18 protein-coding genes are annotated in these 17634 nt (G+C 71.4%); 7 read left to right on the forward strand and 11 right to left on the reverse strand.

Annotated elements, in window-relative coordinates; genetic code table 11:
- Nucleotides 1-2 precede the first annotated feature (2 nt).
- A complete protein-coding gene (locus tag OG959_RS27480) occupies nucleotides 3-1259 on the reverse strand; it encodes a substrate-binding domain-containing protein (protein ID WP_326662700.1) in 1257 nt (418 codons plus the stop codon).
- 136 nt (nucleotides 1260-1395) lie between these two features.
- Complete coding sequence (locus tag OG959_RS27485) at nucleotides 1396-2007, reverse strand: TetR family transcriptional regulator (protein WP_148017809.1); 612 nt, start codon at nucleotides 2005-2007, stop codon at nucleotides 1396-1398.
- A 230-nt stretch (nucleotides 2008-2237) separates the two neighbouring features.
- Here OG959_RS27485 and OG959_RS27490 point away from each other — a divergent pair, with 230 nt between their 5' ends.
- The 3 genes from OG959_RS27490 to OG959_RS27500 all read left to right on the forward strand — a co-directional run bounded on the left by OG959_RS27490 (nucleotide 2238) and on the right by OG959_RS27500 (nucleotide 5489).
- Nucleotides 2238-3578 (forward strand): glycosyltransferase family 4 protein, encoded by a 1341-nt coding sequence (locus OG959_RS27490; protein WP_326662703.1) that lies wholly within the window; start codon nucleotides 2238-2240, stop codon nucleotides 3576-3578.
- Nucleotides 3579-3642: 64 nt separating this feature from the next.
- Nucleotides 3643-4419 (forward strand): class I SAM-dependent methyltransferase, encoded by a 777-nt coding sequence (locus OG959_RS27495; RefSeq protein WP_326662705.1) that lies wholly within the window; start codon nucleotides 3643-3645, stop codon nucleotides 4417-4419.
- Nucleotides 4416-5489, forward strand: a complete 1074-nt coding sequence (locus OG959_RS27500; RefSeq protein WP_326662707.1) for a prenyltransferase — start codon at nucleotides 4416-4418, stop codon at nucleotides 5487-5489. Before OG959_RS27495 ends, OG959_RS27500 begins: the two co-directional genes overlap by 4 nt.
- 23 nt (nucleotides 5490-5512) lie before the next feature.
- On the opposite strand, the gene OG959_RS27505 is transcribed toward OG959_RS27500, so the two are convergent.
- On the reverse strand, nucleotides 5513-5803 hold the full coding sequence (locus OG959_RS27505; protein ID WP_148017523.1) for a hypothetical protein: 291 nt from the start codon (nucleotides 5801-5803) through the stop codon (nucleotides 5513-5515).
- Between the two features lie 139 nt (nucleotides 5804-5942).
- Here OG959_RS27505 and OG959_RS27510 point away from each other — a divergent pair, with 139 nt between their 5' ends.
- The 3 genes from OG959_RS27510 to OG959_RS27520 all read left to right on the forward strand — a co-directional run bounded on the left by OG959_RS27510 (nucleotide 5943) and on the right by OG959_RS27520 (nucleotide 8461).
- Nucleotides 5943-6503 (forward strand): hypothetical protein, encoded by a 561-nt coding sequence (locus tag OG959_RS27510; RefSeq protein WP_326662711.1) that lies wholly within the window; start codon nucleotides 5943-5945, stop codon nucleotides 6501-6503.
- A gap of 40 nt (nucleotides 6504-6543) precedes the next feature.
- A complete protein-coding gene (locus OG959_RS27515; protein ID WP_326662713.1) occupies nucleotides 6544-7323 on the forward strand; it encodes a maleylpyruvate isomerase family mycothiol-dependent enzyme in 780 nt (259 codons plus the stop codon).
- A 91-nt stretch (nucleotides 7324-7414) separates the two neighbouring features.
- Nucleotides 7415-8461 carry a PHP domain-containing protein gene (locus OG959_RS27520; RefSeq protein WP_326662715.1) on the forward strand — a complete coding sequence of 349 codons (1047 nt, stop codon included), beginning with the start codon at nucleotides 7415-7417 and terminating at the stop codon, nucleotides 8459-8461.
- Nucleotides 8462-8538: 77 nt separating this feature from the next.
- Here the strand turns inward: OG959_RS27520 and OG959_RS27525 are convergent, their stop codons facing one another.
- The gene (locus tag OG959_RS27525) at nucleotides 8539-8772 is read right to left on the reverse strand and encodes a hypothetical protein (protein WP_326662717.1); all 234 of its coding nucleotides are present in this window, start codon (nucleotides 8770-8772) and stop codon (nucleotides 8539-8541) included.
- 341 nt (nucleotides 8773-9113) lie between these two features.
- Here OG959_RS27525 and OG959_RS27530 point away from each other — a divergent pair, with 341 nt between their 5' ends.
- On the forward strand, nucleotides 9114-9914 hold the full coding sequence (locus OG959_RS27530) for an SAM-dependent methyltransferase (protein ID WP_326662719.1): 801 nt from the start codon (nucleotides 9114-9116) through the stop codon (nucleotides 9912-9914).
- 11 nt (nucleotides 9915-9925) lie between these two features.
- On the opposite strand, the gene OG959_RS27535 is transcribed toward OG959_RS27530, so the two are convergent.
- From OG959_RS27535 to OG959_RS27565, 7 genes are all read right to left on the reverse strand, one after another.
- Nucleotides 9926-10936, reverse strand: a complete 1011-nt coding sequence (locus OG959_RS27535) for an LLM class F420-dependent oxidoreductase (RefSeq protein WP_326662721.1) — start codon at nucleotides 10934-10936, stop codon at nucleotides 9926-9928.
- Between the two features lie 129 nt (nucleotides 10937-11065).
- Nucleotides 11066-11845, reverse strand: a complete 780-nt coding sequence (locus OG959_RS27540; RefSeq protein WP_326662723.1) for a hypothetical protein — start codon at nucleotides 11843-11845, stop codon at nucleotides 11066-11068.
- Nucleotides 11846-12064: 219 nt separating this feature from the next.
- Nucleotides 12065-13009: an N-acetylmuramoyl-L-alanine amidase gene (locus tag OG959_RS27545; protein WP_326662725.1), complete on the reverse strand. Its 945-nt coding sequence runs from the start codon at nucleotides 13007-13009 to the stop codon at nucleotides 12065-12067.
- A gap of 110 nt (nucleotides 13010-13119) precedes the next feature.
- Entirely contained in the window at nucleotides 13120-13806 is a 687-nt protein-coding gene (locus tag OG959_RS27550; RefSeq protein ID WP_442805639.1) for a class I SAM-dependent methyltransferase, read from the reverse strand.
- A gap of 57 nt (nucleotides 13807-13863) precedes the next feature.
- Complete coding sequence (locus tag OG959_RS27555) at nucleotides 13864-15195, reverse strand: M20/M25/M40 family metallo-hydrolase (protein WP_326662728.1); 1332 nt, start codon at nucleotides 15193-15195, stop codon at nucleotides 13864-13866.
- Nucleotides 15192-16586, reverse strand: coding sequence for a cytosine permease (locus tag OG959_RS27560; protein ID WP_326662730.1), 1395 nt, complete (start codon nucleotides 16584-16586; stop codon nucleotides 15192-15194). The genes OG959_RS27555 and OG959_RS27560 overlap by 4 nt, the downstream gene beginning before the upstream one ends.
- Nucleotides 16586-17539 carry a DUF1177 domain-containing protein gene (locus tag OG959_RS27565; protein WP_326662732.1) on the reverse strand — a complete coding sequence of 318 codons (954 nt, stop codon included), beginning with the start codon at nucleotides 17537-17539 and terminating at the stop codon, nucleotides 16586-16588. Before OG959_RS27565 ends, OG959_RS27560 begins: the two co-directional genes overlap by 1 nt.
- Between the last annotated feature and the right edge of the window lie 95 nt (nucleotides 17540-17634).

Consider the following 17634-nt stretch of genomic DNA (forward strand, 5'->3'; position numbering starts at 1 on the left):
GTTCAGCCCGCCGAGGGCTTCGCGGGCGGCGCCACGGTGTCCATCGCCTCGGTGTCCAGCAGCTCCGGCTTCAGGGCGGCGCCCTTGCCGGACAGCCGGGCCACGAACATCGGCTGGAGCAGCGCGTGGTCCTCGGCCCGGACCTGCTGCCTGCCCTTGGCCCCGTCGAAGGTCCAGCCCTCCAGGGCCTTCGCCATCGCGGCCGGGTCGGTGGCGCTGCCCTCGGCGACGGCGTGCACGATCATCTGGGCGGCGGTGAAGCCGTCCGGGGTGAAGAGGTCGGGTGTGCCGCCGGCCTTCGCCACCGCGTCGAGCATGGCCTTCTCCACGGCGTTGCCGCCGCCCGCGCCCGGGAAGTAGTGCGCCAGGAACGACACCTCGGACCCGGCGGTCCCGAAGACCGGGTACGAGGCGGTCCCGGCGAGCCCGGTGACGACCTTGCCCGCGCCCAGGACGCCCTGCTGGTCCAGCGCGGTCCACAGGGCCGGGGCGGTCGAACCGGCCCAGGCGACGAAGACGAGGTCCGGCCCGCCCGCCTTGACCTGCCGGGCGAACGGGGTCAGGTCCGTCGCGCTGGGCGGCGCCAGCACCGAGCCGACCTTCGCGCCCTTGGCGCCGAGCACCGCCTTCACGGCGGCGACGTTGGCCTGGCCGAACGTGGAGTCCTGCGCGAGGACCGTGACCTTCTTGCCCTTCGCGTCGCCGAGCATCGTGCCCGCCGTCAGGATGTCCTGGTAGGACTGCCGGCCCGAGCGGAACGTGTAGTGGTTGATGCCGGTCACCGCGTCGGTGGCCGCCGGGCCGCTGACGTACAGCACCTTGTTCTGCGCGGCGAGCGGTGCCATCTGGAGGGCGACGCCGGAGTCGGTGGTGCCGGCCAGCACCTTGTAGCCCTTGCCGATGAGGTTCTTCGCGGCGGAGACGGCCTTGCCGGGGTCGCCCGCGTCGTCCTGCTCGGTGACCTCGATGCGGTGGCCGGCGACCTTGCCGGTGCCCTTCGTCGCGTAGTCAAGGCCGGCCATGAAGCCGTCGCGGTACTGCTTGCCGTAGTCCGCGAGCAGTCCGGTCCGGGAGTAGACCAGGCCGACCTTCACGGTCGCGTCGTCGGACTCACCGGACCCGCCGGACCCGGAGTCGCCCGCCGTGCCGGCGGCGGTGCAGCCGGTCAGCAGCAGACCGGCGGCGGCCAGGACGGCGGCGGCACGGATGTCGGTGAGGGATCTGCGGGATCTGCTGGCTCGGCTGGTTCTGCGACGCATGGTGACCGGCTCCTCGGCGTGTTCCTGTGATGTCGCCGAACCGTATGAAGACCGTGCCGTCGTCGATATGGTGCAGGGAACCCCACCTGACCCGGGAGGCGTGTGGGCGCCGCACATGGGCAGGGTCCGGAAGAAGTCAGGGGGCCGGATCCGGTGCCGTCAGGTCGATCAGCCGGCAGACGGTCTCGATGTCTATCTTCACCTGCGCGATCGAGGCCCGGCCCGACAGCCAGGTGATCAGCGCCGAGTGCCAGGTGTGCTCGATGACCCGGACGGCCGAGAGCTGCTCGGGCGACGGGTGGTCGAGCCCCATCGCGTCCAGGATGATCGCCGTCGTGAGCCGCGAGACCGTGTCCACCTCAGGGCTCACGCTGCGGTCGGCGAAGGTCAGGGCGCGCACCATCGCGTCCGCCAGATGCGGTTCGCGCTGCATCGCGCGGAAGGCCCGCATCAGGGTGTCGGCGACCCGTTCCGCCGCGTCGTCCCCGGCCGGGGGCCGTTTGCGGAGCGTGCCGTGCATGTGCTGGAGCTGGTCCTGCATGGTGGCGACCAGCAGATGGACCTTGGACGGGAAGTAGCGGTACAGGGTGCCCAGGGCCACCCCCGCGGCCTCCGCCACCTCACGCATCTGGACGGCCTCGAAGCCGCCCCTGCTGGCGAGCTGGGCGCTGGCGTGCAGGATACGGCGGCGGCGGGCCTCCTGGCGTTCCGTCAGGGGCGGCGATGCCGGTCTGGCTTCCGCTGTCATGTGTCCCATCCCGAGGCTTCTGTCCGCGGCCGCGAGGCTGCGGCGGCCGGTCCGGCGGCGCACAGCATGCCAGGGTGTGTGCCGTGGCGCGAATCACCTGATCCGGCCGTTGTACCGTTGCTACCTGCCGGTAGATTCGTAGCTCATTGAACGGTCCGGTCTATAACTTGTTCTAGATTAGCGCGAGCGGATACGCTCCGGCGGACACGCAGTGAGAAGGGGAGCCGAGTGTGACCGCTGAGGCCATAGAGTCGGGCCCCCGTACGGGCGTCGATACGTCGGACACAGGCGCCGGCCCGGCTGACGACCGGCCCCTGCGCATCGCGCTCCTCACGTACAAGGGGAATCCCTACTGCGGCGGCCAGGGCGTCTACGTACGCCACCTCGCCCGGGAGCTCGCCCGTCTCGGCCACAGCGTCGAGGTGATCGGCGCCCAGCCCTACCCCGTGCTCGACGAGGGCGTCCCCCTCACCGAGCTGCCGAGCCTGGACCTCTACCGGCAGCCGGACCCGTTCCGCACCCCGAAGCGCGGCGAGTACCGGGACTGGATCGACGCCGCCGAGGTCGCCACCATGTGGACCGGCGGCTTCCCCGAACCGCTCACCTTCAGCCTGCGTGCCCGGCGCCACCTCGCGGCCCGGCGTGGCGAGTTCGACGTGATCCACGACAACCAGACGCTCGGCTACGGGCTCCTCTCCGACCTCGGCGCCCCGCTCGTCACCACGATCCACCACCCGATCACCGTCGACCGGCAGCTCGACCTGGACGCCGCCCCGACCCGTCGCCGCCGCGCATCCGTACGCCGCTGGTACGCCTTCACCCGCATGCAGAAGCGGGTCGCGCGCAAGCTGCCGTCCGTGCTCACCGTCTCCGGCTCCTCCAAGCAGGAGATCGTCGACCATCTCGGTGTGGACCCCCGCCGCGTCCGCGTCGTGCACATCGGCGCCGACACCGACCTGTGGTCGCCCGACGCATCCGTCGCCGAGGTGCCCGGCCGGATCGTCACCACCTCCAGCGCCGACGTCCCGCTCAAGGGCCTCGTCCACCTCGTCGAGGCGCTGGCCAAGCTCCGTACCGACAACCCCGCGGCGCACCTCGTGGTCGTCGGCCGCCGCGCCGAGGACGGCCCGGTCGCCCAGGCCATCGCACGGCACGGACTCGGGGACGCCGTCGAGTTCGTCAAGGGCATCAGCGACACCGAACTCGTCGACCTGGTGCGCGGCGCCCAGATCGCCTGCGTCCCCTCGCTGTACGAGGGCTTCTCGCTGCCCGCCGCCGAGGCCATGGCCACCGGCACCCCGCTCGTCGCCACCACCGGCGGAGCGATCCCCGAGGTCGCGGGCCCGGACGGCGAAACCTGTCTGGCGGTCCCGCCCGCCGACCCCGGCGCCCTGGCCGACGCGCTGGGCCGGCTGCTCGGCGACCCGGAGCTGCGCACCCGGCTCGGGGCGGCGGGCCGCGCACGGGTCCTCGCCCGGTTCACCTGGAAGCAGGCGGCGATCGGCACCGCCGCGCTGTACCGGGAGGCGATCGCGGCCCGCGCCGCCACCGGCCCCGGCGGCCGAAGGTGACCACGCTCCTCACCCGCAACCTCCCTCTCCGACTCCGACCCCTCGACCGCGAAAGCAGGCATTCGTGCTGACCGTGGACTTCACCCGCTTCCCGCTCGCCGCAGGCGACCGAGTGCTCGACCTGGGCTGCGGCGCGGGACGCCACGCCTTCGAGTGCTACCGGCGCGGCGCCCAGGTCGTGGCGCTCGACCAGAACGGCGAGGAGATCCGCGAGGTCGCGAAGTGGTTCGCCGCGATGAAGGAGGCGGGTGAGGCCCCCGAGGGCGCCACCGCCACCGCGATGGAGGGCGACGCGCTCAACCTGCCGTTCCCCGACGCGTCCTTCGACGTCGTGATCATCTCCGAGGTCATGGAGCACATCCCGGACGACAAGGGTGTGCTGGCCGAGATGGTCCGGGTCCTGAAGCCCGGCGGCCGGATCGCGATCACCGTGCCGCGCTACGGCCCCGAGAAGGTCTGCTGGACGCTCTCCGACGCGTACCACGAGGTCGAGGGCGGCCACATCCGCATCTACCGGGCCGACGAGCTGCTGGGCAAGATCCGCGGCGCCGGCCTCAAGCCCTACGGCACCCACCACGCGCACGCCCTGCACTCGCCCTACTGGTGGCTGAAGTGCGCGTTCGGCGTCGACAACGACAAGGCGCTGCCCGTCCGGGCGTACCACAAGCTGCTCGTCTGGGACATCATGAAGAAGCCCATGGCCACCCGGGTCGCCGAGCAGCTGCTCAACCCGGTCGTCGGCAAGTCCTTCGTGGCCTACGCGACCAAGCCGCACCTGCCCGCCGTGGTGACCGACGAGGCCCCCGTGCGTGCCGGCGACTCCGCCAAGGCCGAGGCGTGAGTCTTCCCGAGCGGACCGAACACCTCGTCCTGCCCGGAGTGCTCACCGCCGGGGAGGCCGCCGAGACCGTCGCCGCGGTGCTCGCCGTGCAGTGCGACGACGGCGCGATCCCGTGGTTCCGCGGCCACCACCTCGACCCGTGGGACCACACCGAGGCCGCCATGGCCCTGGACGCGGCCGGCGAGCACGCCGCCGCGGAGCGGGCCTACGAGTGGCTCGCCCGCAACCAGAACGAGGACGGCTCCTGGTACGCGGCCTACCACGACGGCGACCCGCAGCAGCCGACCGACCGGGGCCTGGAGACCAACTTCTGCGCCTACGTGGCCGTCGGCGTCTGGCACCACTACCTCGCCACCGGCGACGACGCGTTCGCCGACCGGATGTGGCCGACGGTCTTCGCCGCCGTCGAGTTCGTCCTGCGGCTCCAGCAGCCCGGTGGGCAGATCGGCTGGAAGCAGGAGGCCGACGGCACCCCGGTGACGGACGCGCTGCTGACCGGCTCCTCCTCCATCCACCAGGCCCTGCGCTGTGCGCTCGCCCTCGCCGAGTGCCGTGAAGAGCCGCAGCCCGACTGGGAGTTGGCGACCGGGGCGCTGGGGCACGCGATCCGCAGCCACCCGGAGCGCTTCCTCGACAAGAGCCACTACTCGATGGACTGGTACTACCCGGTCCTCGGCGGTGCGCTCAGCGGGCCGGCGGCCCAGCAGCGGATCGACGAGGGCTGGGACCGCTTCGTCGTCCCGGGCCTCGGTGTGCGCTGCGTGCTGCCCAACCCGTGGGTGACCGGCGGTGAGAGCTGCGAACTGGCCCTGGCCCTCTGGGTGATGGGCGAGTCCGACCGGGCCCTGGAGATCCTCCAGTCGATCCAGCACCTGCGGGCCGAGGGCGGGATGTACTGGACGGGGTACGTCTTCGAGGGCGACCGGGCGTTCTGGCCCGAGGAGCACACGGCGTGGACCGCCGGTTCCCTCCTGCTGGCGGTGGCCGCCCTCGGGGGGGACGAGGCGACCACCGCGGTCTTCAGCGGGGAGAGGCTGCCGAAGGGCCTTGAGCCCGACTGCTGCGGCTGAACGCGCCTGCTTCCACGGCGCACTCAGTGCCGGATGCGGCCGGCGACCGCGTGCCCGACGAAGAGGTACACCACGGCGGCCAGACCGTATCCGCAGACGACCCGGGCCCATGCCGCGTCGAAGGTGAACAGGTCGTACGACCAGCCGGCGAGCCACCGGGCGCTGTGCTGCACGAAGTCGACCAGGTCGTTGCCCCGGTTGGCGTCGAGCAGGTACATCAGGATCCACAGGCCGATGATGAAAGCCATGATGTCGGCCACCACGGCTATGACACGTGCGGCGGTACTGCTTCCGTTGCCTCGTCTGTAAGACATGGACTCCGGGTTGCCGCTTTCGGCCGTACGAAACCCGGACGGCGGTCCCGGGTGGCGGCACGGACCGGCCGCGGCCAGCCTGGCGGGGGAGTGCCGGGCCCCGGCACCACCGTGATGTCCCCGGTCAGGGAGGCCCGCCGTGCCCCGTTCCGTACCGCTCCGCCGACTGTTCGTCGCGCTGCTGCTGTCCTGCTCCGTGCTGGTCGGCACCACCGCCTGCGGGGGCGACGACGGCAACAGCAGCAGCAGCGCGAGCAGTTCGGCGTCGCCCGGCGGTACGTCGTCGGCCGAGGCGCAGAAGTTCGCCAAGACGCGGTTCGTCGCCAACGCGGGGCTCGCGGCGGGCGCGACGTACCAGTGGATCGTCAAGCCGTACCGCGCCGGGAAGTTCAAGAAGGGCGCGGACGGGCGGACCTTCGCACTCGTCAAGGCCGGGCTCGCGGGCGGCTTCTCCTACAACCGGCTCAAGGCGGCCACGGAGAACGCCAAGGGCGACCCGCTGCTGTCCAAGGCCGTCGCCCCGCTCACCGCGGGCATCGCGTCCCTCAAGGGCATGGCCACCAAGCTCCGCAAGGGCGAGATGGGCGACGGGGACATCGGCGCGTTCGAGAGCGTCATCAACGACATCAAGGACGCCGGCAAGAGCGCGGGCGCCGAGGTCAAGGACAAGGTGCCGTCCGCCTCGCAGCTCGGCGGATAACCGCATGTGGGGAGGGTCGCGCCCGCACTAGAGTGCGGGCATGACCACCCCCCTCGCGCATGAGCGCTACTGCGACGAAATCGTGCGGCTGACCGACGTGTTGAGGTCGGCGATCAGCGGCGCGGATCTCGAAGCGACCGTCCCGACCTGCCCCGAGTGGACGCTGCGCGACCTCGCCGTCCACATCGGCGGCGCCCACCGCTGGGCCGGCGAGATCATCCGCACCCGGGCCACCGAGGAGCTCCCGGACGAAGACGTGCCGGCGTTCACCCCCGACGGCGACGACCCCGGGGTGCTCGACACCTGGCTGGCGGCCGGGGCGGCCGGCACCGCCGGCGCGCTGCGGGAAGCGGGCCCGGAGGCGGAGGTCTGGTCCTGGTACCGGGACCGCAGCGCCGGCTTCTGGGCGCGGCGGATGGCGCTGGAGACGGTGGTCCACCTGGCGGACGCGTCCCTGGCCGCGAAGGTGCCGTACACGATGGTGCCCGACCTGGCCGCCGACACGATCGACGAGTGGCTGGAGATCGTCGCCCACGCCCAGGCCGAGGGCGACCCGGAGGCCGCGGAGCTGCGCGGCGGAGACCGCTCCATCCACCTGCACGCCACCGACGTACCGGACGCCGAGTGGCTCATCGAGTTCGGTGAGAACGGCTTCACCTGGCGCCGTGCGCACGGAAAGGCGACCGTGGCGCTGCGGGGCCCGCTCACCGACCTGATGCTGGTCTTCAACCGCCGCCTGGCCCCGGACGACGACCGGGTCGAGGTGCTGGGCGACGCGGACCTGCTGGACTTCTGGCTGGCCCGCTCCTCCTTCGGCTGAGCGTCGGCGGGGGCGCTTCCGGTGTGCGGACGAGGCGGGCCTGGGCCAAGCTGGACGGGATGCCCGCCCCCTTCGCCTCCAGGAGGTGCCGATGGACCCGGTCCGGGCCCTGGAGCGGATCGCCTTCCTGCTGGAGCGCGGCAGGGGCGAGACGTACCGCGTCCAGGCCTTCCGCACCGCCGCCCGCACGGTGGCGGCGATGCCCGACGGCGAGGCCGTGGAGCGGGTCACGAACGGCTCCCTGGAGCGCGTCAAGGGCATCGGCCCCCGCACCGCCCAGGTGATCCGCGAGGCCGTCGCCGGACAGACGCCCGTCTACCTGGAACACCTGGAGACGGAGACCGACGAGAGCGGCCCGCTCGCCGAGGGCGGTGAGCGCCTGCTCGCCCTGCTGCGCGGCGACTGCCATCTGCACTCCGACTGGTCGGACGGCGGCAGCACCATCGAGGAGATGGGCCGCACGGCGGCGGAGCTCGGCCACGACTGGGCGGTCCTCACCGACCACTCGCCCCGGCTGACGGTCGCGAACGGCCTCTCGCCCGAGCGGCTGCGGGAACAGCTCGACGTGGTCGCCGAACTCAACGAGCGCTGGGCGCCGTTCCGGCTGCTGACCGGTATCGAGTGCGACATCCACCTCGACGGCTCCCTCGACCAGGAGGAGGAGCTGCTGGAACGGCTGGACGTCGTCGTGGTCTCCGTCCACTCCAAGCTGCGGATGGACCCCGCCCCGATGACCCGCCGCCTCCTCGCCGCGGTCCGCCACCCCCGGGCGAACATCCTCGGCCACTGCACCGGCCGCCTGCTCACCGGCCGGGGCCGCCCCGAGTCACAGTTCGACGCGGACGAGGTCTTCGCCGCCTGCGCCGAGTCGGGCACGGCAGTGGAGATCAACAGCCGCCCCGAACGCCTCGACCCACCCCGCCGCCTGCTGCGCCAGGCCGTGGCCGCGGGCACCCTGTTCGCCCTCGACACGGACGCGCACGCCCCGGGCCAACTCGACTGGCAGGCTTACGGCTGCGCCCGCGCGCAGGAGTGCGAGGTCCCGCCGGAGCGCGTCGTCACGACGTGGACGGCGGACGAGCTTTTGGGCTGGACGCGGGAGGGGCGGGTGCCGGGCGGGGCTGGGGCGGGGGTCTGAGCCGCGGCTTCTCCCTCGCGGGCATCGGTGTCGCTTCGTCCAGCAGGTGCCGACACCGTTCACGGGCTTCGCGGGAGTCATGCCGGGATGAAGCCCGGCCACCAGGGTGGGACGTTGGCCGGGCACAGCGGGGCGGAGTAGGAGTCGGGCATGCCGAGCCATGTGACGAGGAACCAGGTGGACCAGACGGTGAAGACGAGTCCCGCAGTGAGGGCTGACCTGCGGTGACGTTTCCCCAGGGTGCTGTGCAGGAGCACCCACGGCACCACGGCGGCGATCCATATGAGAGGCGCAAGAAACAGCAGAGTCATGCTGTTGGCAGCTGCGTTGCCGCCGACGTCACAAGCAGCCCACGCCCTCCCGATGGCAGCAGTGGCCACCACCGACGTCAGCCCACCGAGGAGGACTCCGGAGCCGACCCCTCTGAACCACGGGCCCGGAGAACTCGTTGGGCGCTTCCGGAGCCGCCGCCCCGTCCCATCACGCGCCCGGCCCCGATTGCCCTGTGCCCGAGCTGCCCACGCTCGACACCGAGGTCACGCCGGGCAGTTGCCACCCGTTCAGGCTGGTACGGATGATGTTGGTGAGTCAGCATGGGTGTGCGCGGTACGGGGGTCGTGCGCGCAAACGATGTGCGACTTGAAGAGGGCCCATGACTGACGAGCAAGGCACCCCGACGCCGGTGGACGGAATCGACACGGGCACGCCGCATTCGGCGCGGGTGTGGAACTACTGGCTGGGCGGCAAGGACAACTACGAGGTGGACCGCCGGCTCGGGGCGACGATGGAGGAGCTGTACCCGCAGATCATCGACATAGCGCGCGCCTCCCGGGCGTTCCAGGCGCGGGCGGTGCGCTATCTGGCCGGTGAGGCGGGGATACGGCAGTTCCTGGATCTCGGCACCGGGCTGCCGACGGCCAACGCGACGCACGAGGTCGCCCAGGACGTCGAGCCGACGGCACGCATCGTGTACGTCGACCACGACCCGATCGTCCTGGCGCACGCGCGGGCCCTGCTGACCAGCCGGCCCGAAGGCAGGACGGACTATGTGCACGCGGACCTGAGGGACGCGAAAACGGTGCTGCGCGAGGCCGCCCGGACGCTGGACCTCGACAAGCCGGTGGCCGTGATGGTGCTCTCGACGCTGGGTCACGTCGCGGATTCGGGCGAGGCCGCGGCCCTGCTCAGCAGTTACCTGGACGAGCTTCCCGCGGGCAGCTACCTGATGCAGTGCGACACCATCGGGACGCCGGAGACGGAGGCCGGGTCCGAGGAGTACGCCAGTGGCGGCGCCATGCCGTACATCTCGCGGCCCAAGGAGATCATGGCGACCTTCGCGGACGGACTCGAGCTGGTGGAGCCGGGGTTCGGCTCGATCAGCCTGTGGCGCCCCGAAGAGCCCGTCGTCGGTGAGCCGGTCGACCAGTGGGGATTCGTCGCCGCCAAGCGGTAACGGTTCCGGTCCTACTGGTTGAGTTCTGCGAGTACGCGCAGGGTGTGGGGGTCCGGCGCCGTCACCAGGAGATCGGTGACCGGGCCCTTGCGCCACAACTCCAGTCGTTCCGCGATGCGTTCGCGGGGGCCGACGAGTGAGATCTCGTCGGCGAACGCGTCCGGGACGGCCAGCACCGCCTCCTGTTTGCGCCCGTCCAGGAACAGTTGCTGGATGTGCCGCGCCTCCTCCTCGAAGCCCATCCGCGCCATCAGGTCCGCGTGGAAGTTGCGGGCCGCGGCGCCCATGCCGCCGATGTAGAAGCCGAGCATCGCCTTCACCGGCAGCAGGCCCTCCGCGACATCGTCACAGACGTGCGCCCGGGCCATCGGCGCGATCATGAACCCCTCGGGCAGGCCGCTCAGGGAGGCCTCGTACACATCCGTGCGCATCGGCGACCAGTACAGCGGGAGCCACCCGTCCGCGATCCGGGTGGTCTGGGCGATGTTCTTCGGGCCCTCGGCGCCGAGCAGCAGCGGGAGTCCGGCGCGCAGCGGATGCGTGATCGGCTTCAGCGGCTTGCCGAGGCCGGTGGCGTCCGGGCCGTTGTACGGATGGGAGTGGAACCGCCCGTCCAGGGCGACGGGCGCCTCGCGGCGGAGGACCTGGCGCACCACGTCGACGTACTCGCGGGTCGCGGTGAGCGGACTGCGGGGGAACGGCCGCCCGTACCAGCCCTCCACGACCTGGGGGCCGGACAGGCCGAGGCCGAGCATCATCCGGCCGCCGGAGAGGTGGTCCAGGGTCAGGGCGTGCATCGCGGTGGCGGTCGGGGTGCGGGCCGCCATCTGCGCGATGGCGGTGCCCAGCCGGATACGGGAGGTGTGGGCGGCGATCCAGGTCAGCGGGGTGAAGGCGTCCGAACCCCAGGCCTCCGCCGTCCACACCGAGCCATAGCCGAGGTCCTCCGCCGCGCGGGCGAGGTCCAGATGGGCCGGGTTCGGGCCGCGGCCCCAGTAACCGAGAGCGAGTCCGAGCCGCATGGTCGCTGCCTCCCACGAACCGAAGTGCTGACGAGGCGTCAGATGTAGTCGGAGGGTACGACAGCGGCCCCCCGCCCGGAAGGGGCGGGGGGCCGCTGTCGGTGATGCGTGTGCGTGCGCGCCTTCGCGTCAGCCGCGCTGGATGCCCGTGGTGTCCTGGAGCACACCACGACGGCCGTCCTGCGTCTGGGCGATGAGGCCCGGGCCGCGCTGCTCGACCGCGAGGTACCAGGTACCCGGCGCCAGTTCGGCGATCGGGGCCGGCGAACCGTCCTCGCCGTACAGCGGGCGGGCAACCGGCACCGCGAACCAGAACGGGGTGAAGTCACCGGCGGGCGCCGCCTGCTGGGCCGGAGCCTGAGCCTGCTGCGGGTCGGGCTGCTGCGGCTGACCGCCGAACGCCGGTGCCTGGCCCTGCGGCTGGCCACCGTACGAGGGCTGCTGGGCGCCCGGGTAGCCGTAGCCCTGGCCGGGCTGACCGGGCTGGCCACCGTACGGCGGCTGCACGGCCTGCGGCTTCGGGGCGCCCGCCAGCGGGGCCTTGAGCGCCGGGAGCAGCGGGGAGGCGACCGCACCCGCGGCCAGCGCCAGCGAGGCGATCAGGCCGAGGATCAGGCCGGCACCGGCGTCGATCTGGCCGAGGTCGATGATCGTCCAGAACAGGCTCCACGCGGTGAACACCGTGGCGGCGACACCGAACTGGGCCAGGTCGAGACCGACGACCTTGCGCGGCTGCGGCTGCGAACGGGACAGCACGATCAGTGCGGCACCGATCACACCGACCATGTAGACACCGATCGCGTTACCCAGGGAGTCCCAGGAGTTCGGCGCGTCGACACTGGTGCTTCCGTAGTCGAAGTAGTCGAGGAAAGAGGCGATGAACAGCACGACCGCTGCTCCGATCACCACGCCATCGCCTCGAGTGAGGGAGCGGATATTCACGTGAAGGTCCTTAGTCGGTCGTCTCGTCGGGGCGGTCGTCGCTGCCACCGGTACGGCGGGTACGGCGCGAAGCTCGGGAGCGGCCCCCCATCGTACGGATGAATCTATCGTCTGCCCGGGCGGGTTGTGTCCCTGCCCGGTCCTTGGGCGGGCATCCTCCCGAATTCATCGCAGAACCACCTCTTACTACCCGTTGAGGTAGCTGCTGATGCCGTCCGCGATGCCCTGGGCAGCCTTCTGACGCCAGCCCGCGCTGGTGAGCAGGGCGGCGTCCTTCGGATCACGCATATTGCCGCATTCGATGAAGACTTTGGGCACGGTCGACAAATTGAGGCCGCCCAGATCCTTGCGGGTGTCCAGACCGGTATTGCCGCCGATGTAATTGGAAGGCGCACTTCCGGTAGCGCGCACGAAGAGTCCGGCGATCCGGGTGCCCAGATCGCGCGAGGGACCCACGATCTTCGAGGTGTCCGCGCCGCCGCCGCGCACGGATGCGGGGAGAATCACATGGAAGCCGCGGTTCCCCACCGCAGAGCCGTCCGCGTGGACGGAGACGACGGCGTCCGCCCCGGCCTTGTTGCCGATCCGGGCCCGCTCGTCGACACAGGGCCCGAACGCCCGGTCGCCGTCGTACGTCAGGATCACCTTCGCGCCCTGCGCCTGGAGCAGGGTCCGCAGCCGGTGCGAGACGTCGAGCGTGAACCGGGCTTCCGCGTAACCGGAGTTGGTCGAGGTGCCGGTGGTGTCGCATTCCTTGTGCGTGGTGCCGATGTCCACCTGCCGGTTGATCTCGGCGGTGTGCAGGTGGTTGTCGGGGTTGTGGCCCGGGTCGATGACGACCGTCTTCCCGGACAGCGGCCCGGAAGCGGTCGCCGGTGCGGAGGGGGAGGGAGAGTGCGAGGCGGGCTTCTTCGACGGGGCCGGGCTCGTCCGCGCCGGGGAGGCCGTCACCGGTGCGGACGCGGCCGCCGAGGACGGGGCTGGGGCGCCGCCCTTCCCCGGCTGCGCCTGCGCGCCGCTGTCGCCACCGCAGCCGGAGACGCCGATGCCCAGGCACAGCACGGTCAGCGCCGCCGCGGCGGCCGGCTTCGGGCGGCGGGGGGTGGGGGGAACACTCTCGTCGTGACGCACCCGGCGATGCTATCCGGGAGCCCGCACGCTGTCCGGAGCGCTCGGATTCCCGTGCCGGTACGCCGTTCTGGCGGGTGGTTTCCGGGGGGCCGTCGCGGTGCGCGGGGCGCTCAGATTCCCGTGCCGGTACGCCGCAGGACCCGCAGCGAGTCCGTGACGGAGATCTCGGTGAACGCCCCCGAGGCCAGCGCCCGCAGATATACCCGGTACGGGGCCTGGCCGCCGTGCGCCGGGTCCGGGAACACGTCGTGGATCACCAGCAGCCCGCCTTCGGCGACATGCGGCGCCCAGCCCTCGTAGTCGCCGTTCGCGTGCTCGTCGGTGTGACCGCCGTCGATGAAGACGAGGCCGAGCCGGCCGCCCCAGACGGCCGCCACCTGCGGGGAACGTCCGACCAGCGCCACCACGTGGTCCTCCAGACCGGCCGCGTGCAGCGTCCGGCGGAACGTGGGCAGCGTGTCCATCCGGCCCACCTCGGGGTCCACCACCGTCGGGTCGTGGTACTCCCAGCCGGGCTGTTGCTCCTCGCTGCCCCGGTGATGGTCGACGGTGAGCGCCGTCACGCCCGCCGCACGCGCCGCGTCGGCGAGCAGGATCGTGGAGCGCCCGCAGTACGTGCCCACCTCCAGCAGCGGCAGACCGAGTGCGGCCGCCTCGGTGGCGGCGGCGTACAGCGCGAGTCCCTCGACCACCGGCATGAAGCCCTTGGCGGCCTGGAACGCGGCGAGAATCTCCGGCTTGGGCTCGGCGGCCACGGGTTCCTCCTGGTGGGACGGGGCGATTCGACGGCGCCCCATCGTGCCGCACACCCCCGCCGACGCGGTCGGCGGGGGTGTGCGGCTACGCAGGACGGTTCAGCAGCTCTGCCAGAGCCGGGTCATGACGCGGACGCCGAAGCGCAGTCCCTCCAGCGGGACCCGCTCGTCCACGCCGTGGAAGAGCCGACCGTAGTCCAGGTCGTGCGGGAGCTTCAGGCCCTTGAAGCCGAAGCAGCGGATGCCCAGGTGCGTGAAGGCCTTGGCGTCCGTGCCGCCGGGGTTGCAGTACGGCACGGGGTGGCCGTCCGGGTCCTCGGCGCGTACCGCGTCGCACATGGCGTCGACGAGCGGGCCGTCGAACGTGGTCTCCATCGCGATGTCGTGGTTGACCCACTCCCGGCTGACCGAGGGGAGCAGCAGCTTGTCGATGGTGTCGATCAGCTCCTGCTCGTGGCCGGGCAGGAAGCGGCCGTCGACGCGGGCGGTCGCCTTCCCGGGGATCACGTTGGTCTGGTAGCCGGCGTTGAACATGGTGGGGTTCGCCGAGTTGCGGAGCACCACCTGCATGAAGTCGGAGACCGGGCCGAGCTTCGCGAGGCTGCCCTCGATGTCGTTCTCGTCGAACTCGACGCCGTAGAGGCGGGCGGCCTCCTCCAGCAGCGCGCGGACCGGCTCGATCAGCCGGATCGGGAAGGTCTCGCGGCCGATCCGGGTCAGCGACTCGGCGAGGTCGGTGACCGCGTTCTCGTCGTTGGGGGACGAGCCGTGGCCGGCCCGGCCGGTCGCGGTGAGCTCCATCCAGGCCATGCCGCGCTGGGCGTTCTCGATCGGGTAGAGGCGACGGGTGTCGTCGAGGGCGAAGGAGAACCCGCCGCCCTCCCCGATCGCCTCGGTGACCCCGGCGAACAGTTCCGGGCGGTGCTCGACCAGCCAGTGGGCGCCGAACTTGCCGCCCGCCTCCTCGTCGGCGAGGAAGGCCAGGACGAGGTCCCGGGAGGGCCGCGTACCGGTACGGGCGAAGTGACGGGCGGTGGCCAGCATGACGGCCACCGTGTCCTTCATGTCGATCGCGCCGCGGCCCCAGAGGTAGCCGTCCCGGATCTCGCCGGAGAACGGCGGCACCTGCCACTCGGAGGCGTCCGCCGGGACCACGTCCAGATGACCGTGGACCATGAGGGCGCCGCGCTCGGGATCGCGGCCCGCGATCCGGGCGATGACGCTGGCCCGCCCGGGGGCGGACTCGATCAGCTCGGACGCGATGCCCACCTCGGCGAGGCGGCCCACCACCCACTCGGCGCTCGCGCGCTCGTTGCTCGTCGGGTTGGAGGTGTCGAAGCGGATCAGCTCGGCGCAGAGGTCGACGACCTCGGCCTGGGCCTCGTCGGAGGCGGGGACCAGGGGTGCGGCGGGGTCGGGGACGGTGCTCATGCTGCTCCCACGGAGGTGGTGGTGCGGGCGGTGGGGGCTGCGTCGCCGTCGCCCTCGTCGTCCAGGGTGGAGGTGCCGTACGGCCTCACCCAGCCCAGCAGGCCGAGGACGCTGTACAGGACGAAGGCGGTGGCCAGCGAGTTCAGGGCCGGGATGCCGCCGTCGTAGAACTTGCCGACGCAGAAGGCCGCGACCCAGATGACGATCGACATCGGGACCCAGGTCGGCGAGGTCTTCGGGAGGGTCTCGGACTCCCGGGTGTCGTCCAGCGGCTTGCGCATCTTCTTCACGACCCAGTACTCGGCCACGATGATGCCGCCGATCGGCGGGATGGCGACGCCGAGGATCGTGAGGAACTCGGTGAAGTGGGTCATGATCCCGACCGCGGACAGGAGCGTGCCCGCGATGCCGAGGACGATCGTGACCGCGCCGCGGTGGACGCGCTTGCCGAAGACGACCTGGAAGAAGTTGACGACACCGAGCGAGGAGCCGTACAGGTTCCAGTCGTTGATCTTGGCGGTGGACATCAGGACCACGATCACGCCGAAGGCGCCGGAGGTGGAGAGCACGATGTGCGAGACCTCGTTGCTCTTGACCAGGTGGCCGAGCAGCACACCGGTCAGGCCGACGATGTACTCGGAGAGGATCATCGACGAGGCGCTCTGCAGGAAGACGTGCGAGCCGCGCTTGTTGTAGCGGGTCATCTCCGGGGAGACGATGGCGCCCGTCATGTAGCCGCCCGCGATGGCGGTGGCGGCGACGGCCAGCGGGATCGTCTGGCCGGGCGGCGGCGAGTGGATCAGGTCGCTGAACGAGTGGTCGTTGAGCGTGGTGATGACGGACCAGGCGACCATCGCGAAGAAGAGCGGGGTGACGACCTTCGCGAAGTTCGCCATGTACTTGAAGCCGAAGATCACCAGGGCGGTGATGGCGATCCCGGCGAACACGCACCACATCCAGGACGGTCCGCCGACCAGCGCCGAGACGCTGTTGCCGAAGATCGTGTTCTGGACGCCGAACCAGCCGACGAGGCTGACCGCGATGACGAAGCTGACCAGGGCGGAGCCGTTGCGGCCGAAGCCCACCCAGCGGGTCAGCATCGGGGTCGCGAGACCTTCGCGCATGCCGGCCAGGCCGATCGCGAAGATCACGACCTCCAGGATCACCGCGCCGAGCGTGAAGGCGAGGAAGGCGTCGCCGAAGGTCATGCCGACGCCGATGGTGGCGCCGAGTGTGAACTGTGAGATCGAACCGGACTGGGCCAGCCACTGGAGCAGCATGGACCAGAAGCCGAACCGCTTGTCGCGCGGGACGCGCGAGAGCGAGTAGTCGTCGCTGCCGATGCTCTTGGTCTCCTGGACCACGGCGTCGGCCTGCGGGGCGGCTGCCATCAGGACTCCTGGGAGGTGCGGCCGAAGGTCTGCAGGTGAGCCAGCGACCCGTAGCGATTGACGAGGTTGTCGAACTCCACCGCGTCGTGGAAGTCCAGGTGGCCGCCGCCGTAGGCCTTGGCGACCTCCACGGCGTAGCGGGCGGCGGATGCGATGTCGCTCTCGTGACTCGCGCCGGTACCGCAGCCCGGCACCGCGGCGGCCGAGGTGATGGCCAGACCGATGACGGGGGCGGCCGTCGCGGTGGAGGGCTGGAGGATCGAATTGATGTGGTGTGCCCCATTACCGTACGGGGTGATGTCCTGGGTGGTCACGGGGTACGTGACCAACGGCTCACCGGTCACCACGGCCAGCAGCTCGCCCAGCTGCTCGCTGACGCGGAGCACCCAGCCCTCCTTGACGGTGGGCGACAGGGCGAGGCCCCTGTGGTTGATGATCCGGTTGCCCTTGGTGGTGTCGATGGAGAGCACGGCCTCCATCTCGTCCGTCACCTCGTGCCGGTTCATGGTGGCGATGTCCACGGGCGAGCCCATGAACGGCACCGGGTCGTGCGGCTCGGTCGGCGCGTTCGGGCAGATGTGGGTGGCGACGATCACATCGCCGGGCAGCACATCGCCGCGGCGGCGCATGTCGAGCAGCTTGGCGGCGGTGGCGACGGCCGAGACGGCGCCGTCGGCGTCGGAGACCATGCCGGTCACCTCGGGCCGGGCGCCGATGCCGCCGAGCCGGCCGACGACGCCCAGGGTGCGGGCGGTGCCTCCGGCCGTACGTCCCCGGGAGCCGGGGACGCGGACCATCACGAAGTCCGTCGAACCCCGCTCACCGGCGACCGTGGTGACCTCCGCGGACGAGCCCTCGGCCCCAGCCACGGAGTCGAGGTACTCGACGACCGTCTTGCCACTGGCCTGGGGATCGTCGAGGAGATCGACGACGTCCAGTACGTACTTCAACATGGGGGGCCTTTCTCGCGCATCCATCACACCCGTCCGGCGCCCGGCAGGGAGTGGGACGCCGGACGGGGTGCTGAGAGCAGAGTCGGGATCGGATA

Origin of the sequence: Streptomyces sp. NBC_00385, from assembly GCF_035917155.1 — a bacterium.
In the GTDB taxonomy this organism is placed as follows: Bacteria; Actinomycetota; Actinomycetes; order Streptomycetales; family Streptomycetaceae; genus Streptomyces; species Streptomyces poriferorum.

Bases quoted from the DNA above. Each gene is read 5' to 3' on its own strand.
- OG959_RS27515 (WP_326662713.1), top strand. From the start codon at position 6,544: ATGACCACCCCCCTCGCGCATGAGCGCTACTGCGACGAAATCGTGCGG.
- OG959_RS27530 (WP_326662719.1), top strand. From the start codon at position 9,114: ATGACTGACGAGCAAGGCACCCCGACGCCGGTGGACGGAATCGACACG.
- OG959_RS27485 (WP_148017809.1), bottom strand. From the start codon at position 2,007: ATGACAGCGGAAGCCAGACCGGCATCGCCGCCCCTGACGGAACGCCAG.
- OG959_RS27550 (WP_442805639.1), bottom strand. From the start codon at position 13,806: ATGGGGCGCCGTCGAATCGCCCCGTCCCACCAGGAGGAACCCGTGGCC.
- OG959_RS27565 (WP_326662732.1), bottom strand. From the start codon at position 17,539: ATGTTGAAGTACGTACTGGACGTCGTCGATCTCCTCGACGATCCCCAG.
- OG959_RS27525 (WP_326662717.1), bottom strand. From the start codon at position 8,772: ATGACTCTGCTGTTTCTTGCGCCTCTCATATGGATCGCCGCCGTGGTG.
- OG959_RS27480 (WP_326662700.1), bottom strand. From the start codon at position 1,259: ATGCGTCGCAGAACCAGCCGAGCCAGCAGATCCCGCAGATCCCTCACC.
- OG959_RS27505 (WP_148017523.1), bottom strand. From the start codon at position 5,803: ATGTCTTACAGACGAGGCAACGGAAGCAGTACCGCCGCACGTGTCATA.
- OG959_RS27520 (WP_326662715.1), top strand. From the start codon at position 7,415: ATGGACCCGGTCCGGGCCCTGGAGCGGATCGCCTTCCTGCTGGAGCGC.
- OG959_RS27555 (WP_326662728.1), bottom strand. From the start codon at position 15,195: ATGAGCACCGTCCCCGACCCCGCCGCACCCCTGGTCCCCGCCTCCGAC.
- OG959_RS27535 (WP_326662721.1), bottom strand. From the start codon at position 10,936: ATGCGGCTCGGACTCGCTCTCGGTTACTGGGGCCGCGGCCCGAACCCG.
- OG959_RS27560 (WP_326662730.1), bottom strand. From the start codon at position 16,586: ATGGCAGCCGCCCCGCAGGCCGACGCCGTGGTCCAGGAGACCAAGAGC.